Origin of the sequence: Bradyrhizobium sp. S69 (genome assembly GCF_009766005.1) — a bacterium.
In the GTDB taxonomy this organism is placed as follows: Bacteria; Pseudomonadota; Alphaproteobacteria; order Rhizobiales; family Xanthobacteraceae; genus Bradyrhizobium.
Window position 1 is genome coordinate 412,200 of record NZ_LMUK01000060.1, and the last position, 16,302, is coordinate 428,501.

General features: G+C 62.8%; 17 protein-coding genes and 1 tRNA gene. 12 read left to right on the top strand and 6 right to left on the bottom strand.

The features are described from left to right. Positions 1–142: 142 nt before the first annotated feature. The 5 genes from GSQ88_RS33605 (at position 143) to GSQ88_RS33620 (ending at position 4,268) form a co-directional block, all read left to right on the top strand. The gene (locus GSQ88_RS33605; protein ID WP_159012540.1) at positions 143–1,690 is read left to right on the top strand and encodes an acetolactate synthase large subunit; all 1,548 of its coding nucleotides are present in this window, start codon (positions 143–145) and stop codon (positions 1,688–1,690) included. Between the two features lie 61 nt (positions 1,691–1,751). Beyond that, entirely contained in the window at positions 1,752–2,267 is a 516-nt protein-coding gene (locus GSQ88_RS33610; protein WP_174248188.1) for a hypothetical protein, read from the top strand. A gap of 98 nt (positions 2,268–2,365) precedes the next feature. Further along, positions 2,366–2,512, top strand: a complete 147-nt coding sequence (locus tag GSQ88_RS35095) for a hypothetical protein (protein ID WP_174248174.1) — start codon at positions 2,366–2,368, stop codon at positions 2,510–2,512. A 178-nt stretch (positions 2,513–2,690) separates the two neighbouring features. Continuing rightward, on the top strand, positions 2,691–3,518 hold the full coding sequence (locus GSQ88_RS33615) for a three-Cys-motif partner protein TcmP (RefSeq protein WP_159012541.1): 828 nt from the start codon (positions 2,691–2,693) through the stop codon (positions 3,516–3,518). Between the two features lie 6 nt (positions 3,519–3,524). After that, positions 3,525–4,268: a DUF5131 family protein gene (locus GSQ88_RS33620; RefSeq protein WP_159012542.1), complete on the top strand. Its 744-nt coding sequence runs from the start codon at positions 3,525–3,527 to the stop codon at positions 4,266–4,268. A 171-nt stretch (positions 4,269–4,439) separates the two neighbouring features. On the opposite strand, the gene GSQ88_RS33625 is transcribed toward GSQ88_RS33620, so the two are convergent. The 3 genes from GSQ88_RS33625 to GSQ88_RS33635 all read right to left on the bottom strand — a co-directional run bounded on the left by GSQ88_RS33625 (position 4,440) and on the right by GSQ88_RS33635 (position 6,767). After that, positions 4,440–4,514 (bottom strand) — tRNA-Val (locus GSQ88_RS33625). A gap of 121 nt (positions 4,515–4,635) precedes the next feature. Next, positions 4,636–5,937 (bottom strand): coiled-coil domain-containing protein, encoded by a 1,302-nt coding sequence (locus GSQ88_RS33630; RefSeq protein WP_159012543.1) that lies wholly within the window; start codon positions 5,935–5,937, stop codon positions 4,636–4,638. Positions 5,938–6,083: 146 nt separating this feature from the next. Next, positions 6,084–6,767 carry a DUF1134 domain-containing protein gene (locus tag GSQ88_RS33635; protein WP_159012544.1) on the bottom strand — a complete coding sequence of 228 codons (684 nt, stop codon included), beginning with the start codon at positions 6,765–6,767 and terminating at the stop codon, positions 6,084–6,086. A gap of 111 nt (positions 6,768–6,878) precedes the next feature. Between GSQ88_RS33635 and GSQ88_RS33640 the strand changes: the two genes are divergently transcribed. After that, positions 6,879–7,412 (top strand): YHS domain-containing (seleno)protein, encoded by a 534-nt coding sequence (locus GSQ88_RS33640; protein WP_159012545.1) that lies wholly within the window; start codon positions 6,879–6,881, stop codon positions 7,410–7,412. A gap of 8 nt (positions 7,413–7,420) precedes the next feature. Here the strand turns inward: GSQ88_RS33640 and GSQ88_RS33645 are convergent, their stop codons facing one another. After that, positions 7,421–8,251, bottom strand: coding sequence for a 3'(2'),5'-bisphosphate nucleotidase CysQ family protein (locus GSQ88_RS33645; protein ID WP_159012546.1), 831 nt, complete (start codon positions 8,249–8,251; stop codon positions 7,421–7,423). Positions 8,252–8,460: 209 nt separating this feature from the next. On the opposite strand from GSQ88_RS33645, the gene chpT reads away from it, so the two are divergent. The 6 genes from chpT to GSQ88_RS33675 all read left to right on the top strand — a co-directional run bounded on the left by chpT (position 8,461) and on the right by GSQ88_RS33675 (position 15,156). Then, positions 8,461–9,108 (top strand): histidine phosphotransferase ChpT, encoded by a 648-nt coding sequence (gene chpT, locus GSQ88_RS33650; RefSeq protein ID WP_159012547.1) that lies wholly within the window; start codon positions 8,461–8,463, stop codon positions 9,106–9,108. Positions 9,109–9,304: 196 nt separating this feature from the next. After that, positions 9,305–12,055 carry a hybrid sensor histidine kinase/response regulator gene (locus GSQ88_RS33655; protein ID WP_159012548.1) on the top strand — a complete coding sequence of 917 codons (2,751 nt, stop codon included), beginning with the start codon at positions 9,305–9,307 and terminating at the stop codon, positions 12,053–12,055. An 18-nt stretch (positions 12,056–12,073) separates the two neighbouring features. Then, positions 12,074–12,544, top strand: coding sequence for a chemotaxis protein CheW (locus GSQ88_RS33660; protein WP_159012549.1), 471 nt, complete (start codon positions 12,074–12,076; stop codon positions 12,542–12,544). A 76-nt stretch (positions 12,545–12,620) separates the two neighbouring features. Beyond that, positions 12,621–12,986, top strand: a complete 366-nt coding sequence (locus GSQ88_RS33665) for a response regulator (RefSeq protein ID WP_159012550.1) — start codon at positions 12,621–12,623, stop codon at positions 12,984–12,986. Positions 12,987–13,132: 146 nt separating this feature from the next. After that, positions 13,133–14,290 (top strand): protein-glutamate methylesterase/protein-glutamine glutaminase, encoded by a 1,158-nt coding sequence (locus GSQ88_RS33670; RefSeq protein ID WP_159012551.1) that lies wholly within the window; start codon positions 13,133–13,135, stop codon positions 14,288–14,290. Then, a complete protein-coding gene (locus GSQ88_RS33675) occupies positions 14,287–15,156 on the top strand; it encodes a CheR family methyltransferase (RefSeq protein WP_159012552.1) in 870 nt (289 codons plus the stop codon). Before GSQ88_RS33670 ends, GSQ88_RS33675 begins: the two co-directional genes overlap by 4 nt. 200 nt (positions 15,157–15,356) lie before the next feature. Here the strand turns inward: GSQ88_RS33675 and GSQ88_RS36265 are convergent, their stop codons facing one another. Together GSQ88_RS36265 and GSQ88_RS36270 are read right to left on the bottom strand one after the other, a co-directional pair. After that, positions 15,357–15,542, bottom strand: coding sequence for a hypothetical protein (locus GSQ88_RS36265; RefSeq protein ID WP_159012553.1), 186 nt, complete (start codon positions 15,540–15,542; stop codon positions 15,357–15,359). A gap of 57 nt (positions 15,543–15,599) precedes the next feature. Further along, positions 15,600–15,872, bottom strand: coding sequence for an Imm42 family immunity protein (locus GSQ88_RS36270; protein ID WP_502706788.1), 273 nt, complete (start codon positions 15,870–15,872; stop codon positions 15,600–15,602). Positions 15,873–16,302: the final 430 nt, after the last annotated feature.

Sequence of the window (16,302 nt, forward strand, 5' to 3'; positions counted from 1 at the left end):
ACCCCCCACCCCAACCCTCCCCCGCAAGGGGGGAGGGAGAACTCCCGCGATGGCAGCAATGCCTGCGGACCCTTTGACGAAACGCGTCAGGAATGATTGATCTTCGCCAGCTGTGAAAAATATCGCGAACGGGAGTGGAATGATGAACGGTGCGGAAAGTCTGGTGCGGACCCTGGTGGCGGGTGGCGTTGATGTGTGTTTCGCCAATCCGGGCACCTCGGAGATGCATTTTGTCGCCGCGCTGGACCGGGTGGAGGGCATGCGCTGCGTGCTCGGCCTGTTCGAGGGCGTGGTAACGGGGGCTGCGGACGGCTATTTCCGCATGAAGGGCAGCCCGGCCTCGACCTTGCTGCACCTCGGACCCGGCCTCGCCAACGGCCTCGCCAATCTGCACAACGCCAAGAAAGCGCATTCCGGCATCGTCAACATCGTCGGCCAGCACGCGGGCTATCACATCGGTTTCAACGCGCCGCTGACCTCCGATATCGAGGGCCTGGCGCGGCCGATGTCGGCCTGGGTGCGCACCTCGCCGGATGCCAAATCCATCGCCGCCGACGGCGCCGCGGCGATCGCCGCGGCCAAGAGCGCGCCCCCTCAGATCGCAACCCTGATCCTGCCGGCCGACACCGCCTGGAACGAGGCCGACGGCATCGCCGAGGTGCCGGTCGACAGCCAGCGCGTGAGCTATTCCGCCAAAGCCGTCGATGAAGCGGCCCGGATCCTGCGCGACGATCCGGCCCACACGTTGGTGCTGATGACCGGCAGTGCGCTGACCGCCGAGGCGCTGGCGCTGGCCGAGCAGATCGCCGGCAAGACCGGCTGCAAGGTGATGGGCCAGACCTATCATCCGCGCATGGCGCGCGGGCAGGGCCGGTTCTCGATCGACCGCATTCCCTATGTGATCGAACTGGCGCTGCCGATCCTGAAGAACTTCAAGCATATCGTGCTGGTCGAGGCCAACGACCCGGTCGCGTTCTTTGCCTATCCGAACAAGCCCAGCATGCTCAAGGCGGAAGGCACCGACGTCCACCGCATGACCTCCTGGGGCGAGAACTCGGTCGCAGCGCTGGAAGCGCTGGCCGGCGCGGTCGGCGCCAAGCCGTCCGACGTCAAGCCGCAGAAATTGATGGAATTGGCAAAACCGACCGGCGCGCTGACCCACGCCTCGATCGCGCAGGCGATCGCGATGGCTATTCCGGAAAACGCCATCATGGTCGATGAATCCATCACCACCGGCCGCGGCTTCTTTCCGCCGACGGCGGCCTCCAAGCCGCATGACTGGTTGCAGAACATGGGCGGCTCGATCGGCTTCTCGACGCCGGTTGCCACGGGAGCGGCGGTCGCCTGTCCGGATCGCAAGGTGATCTGCATGGTCGGCGACGGCAGCGCGATGTACACCATCCAGTCCCTGTGGACGCAGGCCCGCGAAGGGCTCAACGTGCTGACCATCGTGTTCGCCAACCGGATCTACCAGATCCTGCGCGGCGAATTCGACGGCGTCGGCGCTGGCGATCCCGGCCAGCGGGCGATGGACATGCTGAAGATCGATGGCCCGACCATCGATTTCGTTTCGCTCGCCAAGGGCATGGGCGTGCCGGCCCGCTCGGTCGACAATGTCGACGATTTCGTCAAGGCGCTGGCCGAAGGCGTCGCGGACAAGGGGCCGCGGCTGATCGAAGTGCAGATGTAAACGGGACGAGCGCTTCAGAGCGAGGCGGGACGTTGCCGGCGGAGAATGCATGCAAGCCGCGATGCAGGCCGAACTGGACAAGGTGGTCGCAGCCCTCGGTGAATTCTATGCACGCGAGACCCATCTGCTTGAGCAGGATCTCGGCGAGCGGACCCTGACGCACCGCCTCGCGGTGCATCTGGAAAGCAGGTTCGCCGGCTGGGATGTCGATTGCGACTATAACCGGCTGGGCGAGCGCCGGCTGCGGCTGCCGAAGGGCGCGATCGTCTCCACCGACGACGATAGCGGCAAATCGGTCTATCCCGATATCGTGGTGCACCGCAGGACGGTCCCGGAAAACCTGCTGGCGATCGAAGTCCGCAAGGCGGCCAACCATCAGCCGCTCGAACATGACCGCCACAAGCTGCGGGCGATGACCGATCCGCATCTGTGGCACGCCTATCGGCTCGGGGTGTTGCTGACGCTTGCGAAAACCAATTTGGCGGCGTCCGAAGTCTATCTCGGCGGCGTGGTCGACGGGCCGCTGTCGGGCTGGCTGGCCGGGCGGCTGCGGGAGGCCGGCCTGGCGGCGGCGTGAGGCCGGCCTGGCGGCGGCGTGAGGCCAATATTGTAAGGTGCGAGGGAACCGGCGGGCGCCGTCGGCGATTGTGTTCCTGATGCGCTCAGGAGGCGATCATGTCGGATCACTGGATCAATTCGACCGACCGGTTTGACGGCCGGCGTGACACCGCGGAAGACGAAGCCGCCTACGTCGCCGGCTGGACCATCAGCGGTCTTGCGACATTAGGCGTCATCGTCGCGGTCTGGATCTTCGCGATTTGAGGTTGGCGACAGCGAAGACGCCGCGAGCGCGCATTTTGGCGCGAGCGGTCGGGTGCCGTCGATTAAGTGGCTTCATTGTCAACAAACGCACGCATTAACTATCATTAAAATTATTAGCAACCAGTGGTGGTATATTGGATTTCGCTGGTGCTACGATGCCCCATGATTGGGGTGGAATGTGGCACAAAAAGCGATTGACCCGAGCGATGTTCTGCTCGCCGATATTGTCGGCCCATGGGCGTCAGAGAAGCACGAGCGGCTAAGCAAATATGTAGATTCCTACCGTAGTGCGCGTGCGATGTTTCTGCCGCCGAAAGGCACGGGGGGAGCCGCATACATCGAACTGTTCTCGGGCCCCGGCCGATCGCTGGTTGAAGGTGCGGGATACTTCATTGACGGGAGCCCGCTTGTCGCCTTCAAAGCGGCACAGCTAAGCGGCACAAAATTCTCCGAACTGCATTTCAACGATCTGGACTCCGAAAACATTGACGCGCTTCGCCAGCGAATTGCACAACTAGGTGGGGCAGCCCAGTTTTATAACGAAGCGGCGTCAACGGCGGTCGATCGGATCACTTATGCGCTCAATCCTACGGGCCTGCACTTCGCCTTTCTTGATCCGTACAATTTAGAAAGCCTGCCTTTCTCGATCATTCAAAAGTTGGCTACGTTGAGCCGTATGGACATGTTGATCCATGTTAGCATTTTCGATCTGCAGCGGAACCTTAGGCGATATCTAAATGAGCGGCGCGTTTTAGACTCATTCATGCCCGGATGGCATGATGCTGTCGATGTGAATCGCGGTGACCAAGCCGTTCGAACTGCCTTGCTGCGCCATTGGCTCGGTCTGATCAAAGGGTTGGGGACCACTCCAGCGGATGGTATTGAACTGGTATCGGCGACTGGTGGGCAGCGTTTGTACTGGCTCGTTTTCGTTAGTGCTCACCCACTAGGCCGCAAGCTTTGGAATGATATCAGCAACGTGAACAATCAAGGACGATTACTATGAGGCAGCATGGCTGATACTTCGATCGAGTGGACCGATGCGAGCTGGAATCCTGTCGCCGGCTGCACCGTGCTGTCGCCAGGCTGCACCAATTGTTACGCCATGCGGATGGCTGCGCGCCTCGATGCCATGGGTATGGAAAAATATCGAGGCTTGACGCGCAAGAGCGGCGGCCGAGCGAAATGGACCGGCAAAGTGCGTCTCGACCGCGCGGCGTTGAGCGTCCCCGCAAAATGGCGGAAGCCGCGACGCATTTTTGTAAATTCTATGTCGGACCTGTTTCACGATGCTGTGTCTCCACAGTTTGTCGAAGAGGTTTGGTCCGTGATGCAATCGACGCCCTGGCACACGTATCAGATATTGACAAAGCGGCCAGACAGAATGGCGGCCATTACGGCCAAGTTGCCCATGCTTTCGAACGTATGGCTTGGTGCAAGCGTTGAAAGCAGCGACTATCTCGATCGAATTGACAATTTGCGAAAGGTGAATGCGACGGTGCGCTTCATTTCGTTCGAACCGCTATTAGGATCGGTGATGGATGCCGATTTGACGGGCATTCATTGGGCGATCGTCGGCGGCGAGAGCGGGCCGCGATCGCGTCCGATGATGAAAGAGTGGGTTGACGAGATCGAGGCCGCCTGCCGAGAGTTCGGCACGGCGTTCTTTTTCAAGCAGTGGGGCGGTGTAAGGAAGAAAGCGACCGGGCGGACCTATCGCGATCAAACGTTCGATGAGATGCCGCTGGCCAACTAGCGGAGTGCCGCCGCTTTGGATTGGCGCCGGCATTAAGGCTGGAACGGGCCGCGAACAAAATCCCCGGATATTCCCCGCTTCTTGGTGCGAGTTTCGGTATTGTTCTGCTGATAACTGCCGAACAGGCGAAGGGCCAAAATGCAAAAAGCCTCTCGAAACAGAGGCTTTTGATGGTGGGCGCACAAGGGATCGAACCTTGGACCTCTCCCGTGTGAAGGGAACGCTCTCCCGCTGAGCTATGCGCCCGGGATCGTGGTGCAAACAGGCACCCCGTCAGAGCCCGGGATTTACGAAGTGCGGGGTACTGGTGTCAAGCTTGCCAAACCCCGTTGGAGGCTAAATCGTGCGGCCCAAATGCGGCGAGGGCTCAGGCGCCCTGCTGGCGGGCCCGCGAGGCGTGGGATTGCAGGGCCCGGATGCGGTCGGCGAGCGTGCCGCCGCCCTCGGCCAGGTTGCCGTTGGTATTGGCGGCGGATCCGTTGGCAGCCGTGCCATTGGCGGCTCTAGCCGCCTTGGCCGGGATCACGGGTTCCGCGGCCAGCATGGCCTCGATCGTCGAATTCGGCCCCTCCAAGGTCATCGCCAGTTTGGCGACTTCGGCGGCGATGTCGTTGATGCGCTCGCGCAACAGGGCGTTTTCCATGCGCTCGGTCGCCCAGGAACTCTCGGCCTGCTGCTGGATCGCATTGATGTCGCGTTGCAGCTTGGCGCGCTCGTCGCGTGCGATGCCGAGCTGTTCCTCGACCGCGGCCTTCTCGGCGCGGAGCTTCTCGATGGCGGGTAATTTGCCGCCGCTCATGCCGGAGATTTCGTCGTGCAATTCCCTGACGGCGCGTTCGGCGGCGGCGTTCTGCTGGCGCAGCTGATTGTTTTCGTAATCGCGCTCGGCCAACAGCTTGCCCTGGGTGGCAAGACGGGCTTCCAGATCGGTGACGCGGTTGCCGAGCATTTCGGCTTCCTTGACCTGGACGATCAACTGGCGATCGAGATCGGTCACGCGCTGGCTCAGATTCTCGACCCGGCCGCGCGCTTCGGTCAGCTCGCGGCTCGCGATCTCCGATTCGCCGCGCTCGTGGGCCAGCCGGGTCTGGGTCGCGGCGAATTCCTTCTCGGCGTCGCCGACGCGATTCTTGAGGTCCTCGATCTGCGCGCGCACCGCGACCAGCTCGACCTGGCGGCTGTCCGCCATCATCGAACGGTCGGACAGTTCGGTATTGATCTTGGCAAGCTCGCTCTGCTTGTCGGCCAGCGCCCGCTCGGCGCCGCGCAGCGCCTCGGTCTTGGCGGCAAATTCCTCCTCGGTCGCCCGCAACTGCTCCTTGACCGCCTTCTCGCGTGCCTCGAGCGCAAAGATCGCGGCGTTCTTCTCGCCGAGCTCGATCTTCATGCGATTGATCGCATCGGACTTCTTGCCGAGTTCGGCGAGCTGGCTCGTGGTCTTGTTCTTGAGCTGGTCGACGTTCATTTCGAGCCGTCGCGCCGACATCGCGAATTCCGCGCGCAACTGGTCCTTGTCGGCCTGGATTTCGGCCATCGACAGCGGCGTCGCCGCCTCCATGCGCCGGGTGGTCAGCCGCACCGCGCGGTTGTGAACCAGCGGCACGATCATCAGCCCGAACAGCATCGAGACCAGAAAACCGATCGCCAGATACATGATCGGTTCGACCATCGACGAAACTCCCCGCTAGCGCGGCAAAAGCTGTGAAAACCTTAGAATTCCCGTGTTGGAAACTCTTCGTTAATCACATTGCCATGGGCGGCGGGGTAAATGCCAGCCCAATGCCGCGTTAACGTAAATCGGCGTTCGCGACCGTTTCAGAACGGGTTCCAGGTCGGGCGTGGGGTGTATTTGAGATAGCCGATATTGGCGCCGAGGCGCAGGCCGAGGCCGGAGCGGATCGGCACCAGCACGATGCTGTTGGCGGTTAGCGCGGTCATGCCGAAGCCGCCGATAATGTAGGCGGAGCCGTCGATGCCGCCGAAGCGCTGATAGATCGCGTTGGTGGCGGGCAGGTTGTAGACCAGCGTCATGGTGCGCGCGCCGTCGCCGCCCCAGTCGAAGCCGACCGATGGTCCCTGCCAGTAGACGTGCAAGTCCCCGGCATTCTTGGTGTAGAGCGTGCCTTCGCCGTATCTCAGGCCGGCAACAAAGGCGCCGCTGCCTTCCTCGCCCAGCACGTAGCCGTTCGGCAGGCCCCATTGGCTGACCGCGCGCTCGATCACGGACGCAAGGCCGCGCGAGACGTTACCGAAAAACCGGTGCCCGGCGCCGACCAGTTCGTCCGGTGCGTAGGTGTTCGGAGCCTGCTGGGCGCGCGGGGACGGCGCCGGCGGCGGTGCCGCATCGGGTTGCGCGTAGGGCTGCGCCGGCTGCACATACGGCTGCTGCGGTTGCTCCTGCTGCGGGTAGGGCTGCTGCTGTTGCTGCGCGAAAGCCGGCACAGTCCAGCACATGACGCCAGCGAGCGTCACCGCGGCAAGGCGAGAGGCGAAAACCATGAAGAAACCCCTGGGTATTGAAATCATGGGCGCCGCCTTAACCTGATGCCAACAAACACGGCTTTAGGTTGCGTCCATTGTCCCCCGACTCGAATGTTATCGGCATCAACTATGACGGCACCACGGCAGGAAAGAAACGGCCGTTCGTCCGGAAAGGCCGGTCGCCCCGGAATTGCCTTGATCGGGCTGGCGGTGCTTTGGTTGCTGGGCGTTGCTGGGCCGGCCGGCTTGCCACAGGCGCAGGCCTCCACCACCGAACGGGTGGTGGTGAACCGCTTCTCCGGCCTTGCCATCGAGGGCTTCGACCCCGTCGCCTATTTCACCGATGCGCAAGCCATGCTCGGCCGCGAGGAATTCGAGGCCTCGCAGGCCGGCGCGGTCTGGCGCTTCCGCAACGCCGGCAATCGCGCGTCGTTCGTCGCCCATCCGGATATTTACGGGCCCCAGTTCGGCGGCTACGACCCGATCGATCTGGCCCGCGGCGTGACGGTGGCCGGAAGTCCGCGGTTCTGGCTGGTGGTGGGGCAGCGGCTTTATCTGTTCAGCCGCGAGAAAAGCCGGGATGCCTTTGCGGCAGCGCCCGCCGGCGTGCTGCGCAACGCGACCCAGCGCTGGCCGGGGCTCGAGCAAAGCCTGGCGGAATAGCGCGCGGGTTACCGGGTCGCGGCCGGGTCGCCCCAGGCAATGAACCCCGGCACGATAAAGTCCTTGGCGCCGGTGCCGAAGCGCAACGCGGCACCCTCCATATCCGTGACCTTGCCGCCGGCGGCGGTGACGATGGCGTGGCCGGCCGCGACATCCCATTCGCAGGTCGGCGCCAGGCGCGGATAGATATCGGCAGCCCCTTCCGCGATCCGACCGAACTTGACCGCCGAACCGAGTTCCAGCCGGGTCGCGCCCGGCCGTCTCTCGATGAAGGCCTCGGTCCTGGCATCGCCGTGCGAGCGGCTGACGGCGGCGATCCAGGGACTGCCGTGCGGCGGCATGCGACGGGTCTGGATCGGCTCGGCCGCCGCCGCGGTTGAACCGGTCGTCAGCCGTTGTGCGCCTTGCCCCACCAGCCCGCGCCAGATCAATCCGAGCGCCGGCACCCCGATGATGCCCAATAGTGGCGTGCCGTCGCTGACCAGCGCGAGGTTGACGGTGAATTCGTTGCGGCCGGCGACATATTCCTTGGTGCCGTCCAGCGGGTCGATCAGGAAGAAGCTACCGTGATAGGGCGACTTCGCCAGATGCGCGCGCTCCTCCGAAATCGCCGGGATCTCCGGAATGAGGTGGGCCAGACCCTCGGCGATGATGTGGTCGGCGGCCAGATCCGCCTGCGTCACCGGCGATCCATCCGTCTTGCCCTCGACCTTCATGGCAAGGCGGTCGACGGCCAGAATGGCGGCGCCGGCCCGGATCACGAGATCGGTCAAGGGCGCCATCAGCGAGGCCGCAGTAGCGCAATCGATCACAGATCCTGACAAGCGTGCCTCATTCATGGGCGGATTCCTGGGCGGATATTCTTGGACGTGCCTCAGATGCGGTCTCACATTACCTATACGTTTCTCGCAGGTCGTGAAAAGGGGCATGCGGCGGCAAGGCGCGACAAGGCCTTGTGTTGGCACCACGCGCATCCGCAGTGTATCAAGCCAAGAAGCAGGCGTGATTCGCCTTGGTTCGCACCGCGCAGATCCCCAGGGAGCATCTCATGTCTGGCACCTCGTCTCCCGGTCCCGCCCCCGACGCCCTCGAACTGGCGGCGCTGTTGTGCTCGCGGGTCTGCCACGACCTCATCAGTCCGGTGGGCGCGATCGTCAACGGGCTCGAGGTGCTCGACGACAATCCCAAGCCGGAAGATCGCGAGTTTGCCCTCGACCTGATCCGCAAGAGCGCCAAGACCGCCTCGGCGCGCTTGCAGTTCTGCCGGCTGGCGTTCGGCGCGGCGGGCTCGGCGGGCGCGCAGATCGACATCGGCGACGCGCAGAATATGGCGCGCGGTCATCTGGAAGATGCCAAGACCAAGATCACCTGGAATCTGCCGCGGGTGCTGCTGGCCAAAAATCGCGTCAAGCTGCTGTTGAACATGATGGTGATCGCGCAGCAGACCATTCCGCGCGGCGGCGTGATCACGGTCGATCCGATCGGCGAAGGCGACGCACTGAGTTTCCGCGTCGCGGCCAGCGGACTAAACGCACGCATGCCGCAAAACATCGCCGATCTCCTGGCTTCGACCGAGGCCGCGGGTGTCGATGCCCATGCCGTGCAACCTTATTACACCCGCCTGCTGGCACAGTCCTGCGGGCTGAAGGTGGTGCTCGCACCCGAGGGCGATTCGATCGTCGTGACCGCTTCGTAAAGGCGCGTTCAGGGCGCCCTTTTCCGGTTAACCAAGCGTTTACGGCGCCCCGTAGAATCCCGGGAGCGTCCTTATCTCTTTGTTGAGAGCGTTCTTTTCCAATTACTCAACCAATATTAAACGCTTTGCATAGAAGCTGCCCAAACTACGAATGGCGTGTCGATGTGGCGCGCCCGTGCGTATCAGGGTCGATTTCATGGATGATTTATTGCGGGAGTTCCTGACCGAGACCAGCGAGAGTTTGGACACGGTCGACAATCAACTGGTGCGCTTCGAGCAGGATCCGAACAACGCCAAGATTCTGGATAACATCTTCCGCCTCGTCCATACCATCAAAGGCACCTGCGGCTTTCTGGGATTGCCGCGGCTGGAAGCGCTGGCCCATGCCGGCGAGACGCTGATGGGCAAATTCCGTGACGGCATGCCGGTCACCGGCGATGCGGTCAGCCTGATCCTGGCGAGTATCGATCGCATCAAGGAAATCCTCGCGGGGCTCGAGGCCACCGAGACCGAGCCGCAAGGCTCCGATGAGGATCTGATCGAAAAATTGCACGAGATGGTCGAGCACGGGATGGCCGCGATGTCCGCGCCAGCTCCGTTGGTCGCGTCGGCATCGGCTGCGCCGGAACCCGCGGCGCCCGTCGCCGCGATCCCGGTCGCTGAAGGCACGCTTGTGCCGCAGACCCTGGAGCGCGCGCTGCGTCCGGGCGAAGTATCGCTGGATGATCTGGAGCGCGCCTTCCAGGAGACCGCGATCGAAGTGGTTGCCCCCGCACTGGTGCCATCATCCGCGCCGGAAGCCGAACCCCGCGCCGCCTCTCCTAAGAAGGAAGCCAAGGAGGCCAGCAAGCCGGCCGCGAAAAGGCCATCCGCCGATCTGGAGGTGGTGGCCGAGGGCGACAAGATCGCCAACCAGTCGATCCGCGTCAATGTCGACACGCTCGAACATCTGATGACGATGGTCTCGGAGCTGGTTCTGACGCGCAATCAGCTGTTGGAAATCTCCCGTCGCAACGAGGACACCGAGTTCAAGGTGCCGTTGCAGCGGCTGTCGAACGTGACGGCGGAACTGCAGGAAGGCGTCATGAAGACGCGGATGCAGCCGATCGGCAATGCCTGGCAGAAGCTGCCACGAATCGTCCGCGACCTCTCCGGCGAATTGCACAAGCAGATCGAACTGGAGATGCACGGCGCCGACACCGAGCTCGACCGCCAGGTGCTCGATTTGATCAAGGACCCGCTCACCCACATGGTGCGCAACTCGGCCGATCATGGGCTCGAGACCCCGGCCGAGCGGGTGGCTAATGGCAAGCCGGAGCAGGGCACCATCCGCCTGTCCGCCTATCATGAAGGCGGCCACATCATCATCTGCATCGCCGACAACGGCCGCGGGCTCAACACCGAGCGGATCAAGGCCAAGGCGCTGCAGAACGGTCTCGTCACCGAGGCCGAACTGGATAAGATGACGGAAGCCCAGATCCACAAGTTCATCTTCGCGCCGGGCTTCTCGACCGCGGCGGCCGTCACCTCGGTCTCCGGCCGCGGCGTCGGCATGGACGTGGTGCGCACCAATATCGACCAGATCGGCGGCACCATCGACGTCAAGTCGGTGGCCGGCGAGGGCTCGTCCGTCACCATCAAGATCCCGCTGACCTTGGCGATCGTCTCGGCGCTGATCGTGGAAGCCGCCGGCGACCGCTTTGCGATACCCCAATTGGCTGTCGTCGAACTGGTGCGGGCCCGTGCCAACTCCGAGCACCGCATCGAGCGCATCAAGGACACCGCGGTCTTGCGGCTGCGCAACAAGCTGCTGCCGCTGATGCACCTGAAGAAGCTGCTCAAGATCGACGACGGCACCTCAAGCGATCCCGAGAACGGCTTTATCGTCGTGACCCAAGTCGGCAGCCAGACTTTTGGTATCGTGGTCGACGGCGTATTCCACACCGAAGAAATCGTGGTCAAGCCGATGTCGACCAAGTTGCGTCACATCGACATGTTCTCCGGCAACACCATCCTGGGCGATGGCGCCGTCATCATGATCATCGATCCCAACGGGATCGCCAAGGCATTGGGCGCGTCCGGTTCCGCTTCCCATGAGATCGCGGACGAAAACGCGGCCTCGCGCGCCAATGCGGCCGAGCAACTGACCTCGCTGCTGGTGTTCCGCGCCGGCTCCAGCCAGCCGAAGGCGGTGCCGCTTGGCCTCGTCACCCGGCTGGAAGAGATCGCCGCCGACAAGATCGAACTCTCCAACGGCCGTTACATGGTGCAATACCGCGAGCAACTGATGCCGCTGGTGCAGATGGCCGGGGTCAGTGTCCAGACCTCCGGCGCCCAGCCGATCCTGGTGTTCGCCGACGACGGCCGCTCGATGGGGCTGGTGGTCGACGAGATCATCGACATCGTCGAGGAGAAGCTCCACATCGAAGTCGCGGGCAGCCAGGAAGGCATTCTCGGCTCGGCCGTGATCAAGGGCCACGCCACCGAAGTGATCGATGTCGGTCACTTCCTGCCGATGGCGTTCGCGGACTGGTTCTCCCGCAAGGAGATGCGGCCCTCGCAATCGGCGCAATCGGTGCTGCTGGTCGACGACAGCGCGTTCTTCCGCAACATGCTGGCGCCGGTTCTCAAGGCCGCGGGTTATCGCGTGCGGGTGGCGCCGAACGCGCAAGAGGGCCTCGCCGCGCTGCGTTCGGGGCAGGCGTTCGACGTGGTGCTGACCGACATCGAGATGCCCGACATGAATGGCTTCGAGTTCGCCGAGACCATCCGGGCCGACCAGCATTTCGGCGCGATGCCGATCATCGCATTGTCCTCGATGGTGTCGCCGGCGGCGATCGAGCGCGGCCGGCTCGCCGGCTTCCACGATTACGTCGCCAAGTTCGACCGTCCCGGCCTGATCGCGGCGCTCAAGGAACAGACCGCCGAACTGAGCAGGGCGGCTTAAATGTCGAAGGAAGCCAACATGACCAGCAAGACCCAGATCGCCGAAGGCTCGGTCGCCGAATACGTCACCGCGATGATCGGGGGCCAGTTGTTCGGGCTGCCGATCTCACGGGTGCAGGACGTGTTCATGCCGGAGCGGCTGACGCGGGTGCCGCTGTCGTCGAGCGAGATCGCCGGCGTGCTCAATCTGCGCGGCCGCATCGTCACCGTGGTGGATATGCGCGCCCGTTTGGGTTTGCCGAAGAACGACGACGGCAAGCCGGCGATGGCGGTCGGCGTCGACCTCCGCGGCGAGTCCTACGGCCTTTTGATCGACCAGATCGGCGAGGTGCTGACCCTGGCTGACGACAGCCGCGAGGAAAACCCCGTCAACCTCGATCCCCGCATGGCCAAGCTTGCCGGCGGCGTTCACCGTCTCGACGGCCAGCTCATGGTGGTGCTCGATGTCGATCGTGTCCTCGAACTGCTGCCGACGCAGCTGGCAGCTTAACTCAACGACAAGGGCTCGCGTGTCCGACTGACCCTGGACACCTCCCTTTTCGGTCATTGAAGAAACAGAGGCTAAAATGAGAACATGTCTGGTGGTGGACGATTCAAGCGTCATCCGCAAAGTCGCAAGGCGCATCCTGGAAGGACTGGATTTCCAGATCGTGGAAGCCGAGGACGGCGAAAAGGCGCTGGAAATCTGCAAGCGGGAATTGCCCGAAGCTATCCTGCTCGACTGGAACATGCCGGTGATGGACGGCTATGAGTTCCTCGGCAATCTGCGCCGCATGCCCGGCGGCGATCAGCCCAAGGTGGTGTTCTGCACCACCGAAAACGACGTCGCCCATATCGCGCGCGCGCTGCACGCCGGCGCCAACGAATACATCATGAAGCCGTTCGACAAGGACATCGTCACCGCCAAATTCCAGGAAGTCGGTCTGATCTGATCTTGCGTGGTTGTTGGTTGCTTCGTGATTGTTAGTCGTTCTCGGTTGTTAGTAGCCCTTGCGTCTTTGCGTTCCAGTCCCGGCCGCCGAACAGTTCTCGGCGTTGTTGTTTCCGTCGTGCCTGATGTACCGTACCCCGGTGAGTAATGAGTATTGCGTTGACAAGTACTGCACGCCCGAATTCGACGCAGCAGGAGCCGCTGCGGGTGATGGTGGTCGATGACTCCGTCGTCATCAGGGGATTGATCTCCCGCTGGATTGCAGCCGAGCCGGACATGGTCGTCGCAGCATCGCTGCGTACCGGTCTCGACGCCGTCAACCAGATCGAGCGCATCAATCCGGATGTCGCGGTGCTCGATATCGAAATGCCGGAACTCGATGGCATTTCGGCGCTGCCGCTGCTGCTGGCCAAGAAGCGCAATCTCATCATCATCATGGCTTCGACCCTGACCCGCCGCAACGCGGAGATCAGCTTCAAGGCGCTGTCGCTGGGGGCGTCGGATTACATTCCGAAACCCGAAAGCACCCGCGAGGCGACCGCGGCCGAAACGTTTCACCACGATCTGATCCAGAAGATCCGCTCGCTCGGCGCCAAGGTGCGCCGCAGCGCGACGGCCCCGGCAAGCCCGCCGTTGGCGCCGAGCCTCGATCGATCGCCCCGCCTGCCGCCGGCGCCGGTCGCACAACCGCAACTGCTGCGCCGCGCCTTCAGCCACCAGGCGCCGCGCGCGCTGTTGATCGGTTCGTCGACCGGCGGTCCGCAAGCCCTGATGGCGCTGGTCGCCGAGATCGGCGCCGTGATCGATCGCTTTCCGGTGCTCATCACCCAGCATATGCCGCCGACCTTCACGACGATTCTGGCGGAGCATCTGGCGCGCGCCAGCCATCGCCCGGCGCACGAGGCCATCGACGGCGAGATCGTCAAGCCAGGCACCATCTATCTTGCGCCGGGAGGACGCCATATGCGCGTCGTTCGTCATGGCGCTGAGACCGCGATCGCGCTCGATGACGGTCCGCCGGTCAATTTCTGCAAGCCCGCCGTCGATCCCTTGTTCACCTCGGCGATCGATGTCTGGCAGGGCGGCGTGCTCGCGGTCGTGCTGACCGGCATGGGCTCGGACGGCATGCGCGGCGGCAAGGAGATCGTGGCGGCCGGCGGCAGCGTGATTGCCCAGGACGAAGCCAGCAGTGTGGTGTGGGGAATGCCGGGCGCCGCCGCCAATGCGGGTATTTGCGCCGCCATCCTGCCGCTCAATCAGATCGCGTCGAAATTGGTTCGCGTGTTTTCGGGAGATCGTTCGTGACGCCGTCGGACTATGAGTTTTTGCGTAAGTTCCTCAAGGATCGCTCCGGCCTCGATCTGTCCGCCGACAAGCAATATCTGGTGGAAAGCCGGCTGATCCCGCTGGCGCGGAAGGCCGGCCTGCCGGGACTTGGCGAACTGGTTGCGAAGCTAAAGAACGGCACGGAGCCGCTGGCGGCCGAAGTGGTCGAGGCGATGACCACCAACGAGACGTTCTTTTTCCGCGACAAGGTTCCGTTCGATCATCTGAAGGCGACGGTGCTGCCGGAATTGCTGCGGGCACGCGCCAGCCGCCGCGCCTTGCGCATCTGGTGCGCGGCTTCCTCCACCGGGCAGGAGCCGTATTCGATCGCGATGTGCCTGAAGGAACTCGGCCCGACGCTGGCGGGCTGGCGCGTCGAGATCGTCGCGACCGATCTGTCGCACGGCGTGCTGGATAAATCCCGCGCCGGTCTGTTCAGCCAGTTCGAGGTTCAGCGCGGCTTGCCGATCCAGTTGCTGGTCAAGCACTTCACGCAAGTGGGCGAGCTGTGGCAGCTCAACGCCGACATCCGTTCCATGGTGCAGTTCAAGCAACTCAATCTGCTGCAGGATTTTTCCCACCTCGGCGGCTTCGACGTGATCTTCTGCCGCAACGTGCTGATCTATTTCGATCAGAACACCAAGACGAATGTGTTCGGCCGCCTCGCCAAGCGCATCGAGCCCGACGGCTTCCTGATGCTCGGTGCCGCGGAAACCGTGGTCGGACTGACCGACGCCTTCAAGCCCTATCCGGACCGGCGCGGGCTGTACGTGGCGAACACCGCCCGAACCGCGCATGCCGGTGCTGCGTCCGCGATGCCGCTGCGGATAGTTGCGGCACGGTAGTAGATCGTAAGGCGGATTAGCGAAGCGTAATCCGCCGCTTTCGCACAGCCACTGCACGATCACCGTCGTTCGCCGAATTAAACGCTCGTTTGCAGTCACCGGTCCAATCTTCCGCAAACAATCCTGCGTCGATGTCGCGGCGGAATGATATCGCCACTGAGCGGCGGATTACGCCTACGGCTAATCCGCCCTACGAGCTTCTATCGACCGCGTACCCGCTCATAGATCTCGCTCAACGCATTGAGCGCCGCATCCAAGACCGAATCCACTTCACCCGGCTTCAGCAAAAATTCATTGACGTCTAAGTACGGATCGTGCGCGAAGATGAAGCGAGCAGTCTGCTGGTCTTCTAGAAGAAAGCCCTTCCAAGAATCAAATACGTCCACCGGCGGTAATATATTATGCCGCGCCCATTGCTCCTGTTCGGCTACTCTGGCGATTGTTCAAATCGGCGGTGCCAAACAGAGCTGCATTAAGCAGCGAAAGACATCAATGGCTGACTTGGAATTGAGGCGCTGGCCAACCCGGAGGTGCCGGTCTCGCGGCAGCTGTTCAAGCTGAAATAGGACGTCTCGGAGAGATGTGCCCAACTCGTAGTCGCCGATGCGACGGCCCTCGCACCAGTAGCAGAAACGCCCGAACATCCAATCCCCGCCATGGTTCTCCTTCAAGTCATACTCGACCGCAAATCGAAGAGGCTCACCTAACAAAGGCATTACCGTCGTCCTCTCGCTATTTCCGCAGGTATCTGTGTTTCCGGCATGATCCCACTGAAGTGCCCCCTCCGCTCGGTCTGTGGGTAGATTAGCGGAGCGTAGTCCGCCGTTACAGTCGCTGCGTCATCCTCCGGGTATCGATGCACGACGATAGTTTCGCACCGTGCGCCGGGATTGCGGCGCCGCGCGATGGGCAAAGCCCCTGGCGCGCAAAATCGAATTTGTTGAAGCGTTTCAATCTGCTTTGCCCTGTCTATCTCTTTACATCTCTGCGGCATTTCTGATTTTCAGAAATTATCCTTGACTCCAGACCCAAATCACTTGCCTAATCCTTGCCATCCCGTCCCGAGAGAGGGGGCGTTGGCCATCGTCACTGACGTTGGGGCGGGGAGCGATGGACGCCGATGCGCTTTTGACGAACAGCGCGTGA

Excerpts from the sequence above, each read along its gene's own strand:
- GSQ88_RS35095 (WP_174248174.1), top strand. The coding sequence starts at position 2,366 with ATGTCGGATCACTGGATCAATTCGACCGACCGGTTTGACGGCCGGCGT.
- GSQ88_RS33660 (WP_159012549.1), top strand. The coding sequence starts at position 12,074 with ATGACCAGCAAGACCCAGATCGCCGAAGGCTCGGTCGCCGAATACGTC.
- GSQ88_RS33640 (WP_159012545.1), top strand. The coding sequence starts at position 6,879 with ATGACGGCACCACGGCAGGAAAGAAACGGCCGTTCGTCCGGAAAGGCC.
- GSQ88_RS33670 (WP_159012551.1), top strand. The coding sequence starts at position 13,133 with ATGAGTATTGCGTTGACAAGTACTGCACGCCCGAATTCGACGCAGCAG.
- GSQ88_RS33665 (WP_159012550.1), top strand. The coding sequence starts at position 12,621 with ATGAGAACATGTCTGGTGGTGGACGATTCAAGCGTCATCCGCAAAGTC.
- GSQ88_RS33605 (WP_159012540.1), top strand. The coding sequence starts at position 143 with ATGAACGGTGCGGAAAGTCTGGTGCGGACCCTGGTGGCGGGTGGCGTT.
- GSQ88_RS33620 (WP_159012542.1), top strand. The coding sequence starts at position 3,525 with ATGGCTGATACTTCGATCGAGTGGACCGATGCGAGCTGGAATCCTGTC.
- GSQ88_RS33610 (WP_174248188.1), top strand. The coding sequence starts at position 1,752 with ATGCAGGCCGAACTGGACAAGGTGGTCGCAGCCCTCGGTGAATTCTAT.
- chpT (WP_159012547.1), top strand. The coding sequence starts at position 8,461 with ATGTCTGGCACCTCGTCTCCCGGTCCCGCCCCCGACGCCCTCGAACTG.
- GSQ88_RS33630 (WP_159012543.1), bottom strand. The coding sequence starts at position 5,937 with ATGGTCGAACCGATCATGTATCTGGCGATCGGTTTTCTGGTCTCGATG.
- GSQ88_RS33635 (WP_159012544.1), bottom strand. The coding sequence starts at position 6,767 with ATGGTTTTCGCCTCTCGCCTTGCCGCGGTGACGCTCGCTGGCGTCATG.
- GSQ88_RS33645 (WP_159012546.1), bottom strand. The coding sequence starts at position 8,251 with ATGAATGAGGCACGCTTGTCAGGATCTGTGATCGATTGCGCTACTGCG.
- GSQ88_RS33655 (WP_159012548.1), top strand. The coding sequence starts at position 9,305 with ATGGATGATTTATTGCGGGAGTTCCTGACCGAGACCAGCGAGAGTTTG.
- GSQ88_RS36270 (WP_502706788.1), bottom strand. The coding sequence starts at position 15,872 with ATGCCTTTGTTAGGTGAGCCTCTTCGATTTGCGGTCGAGTATGACTTG.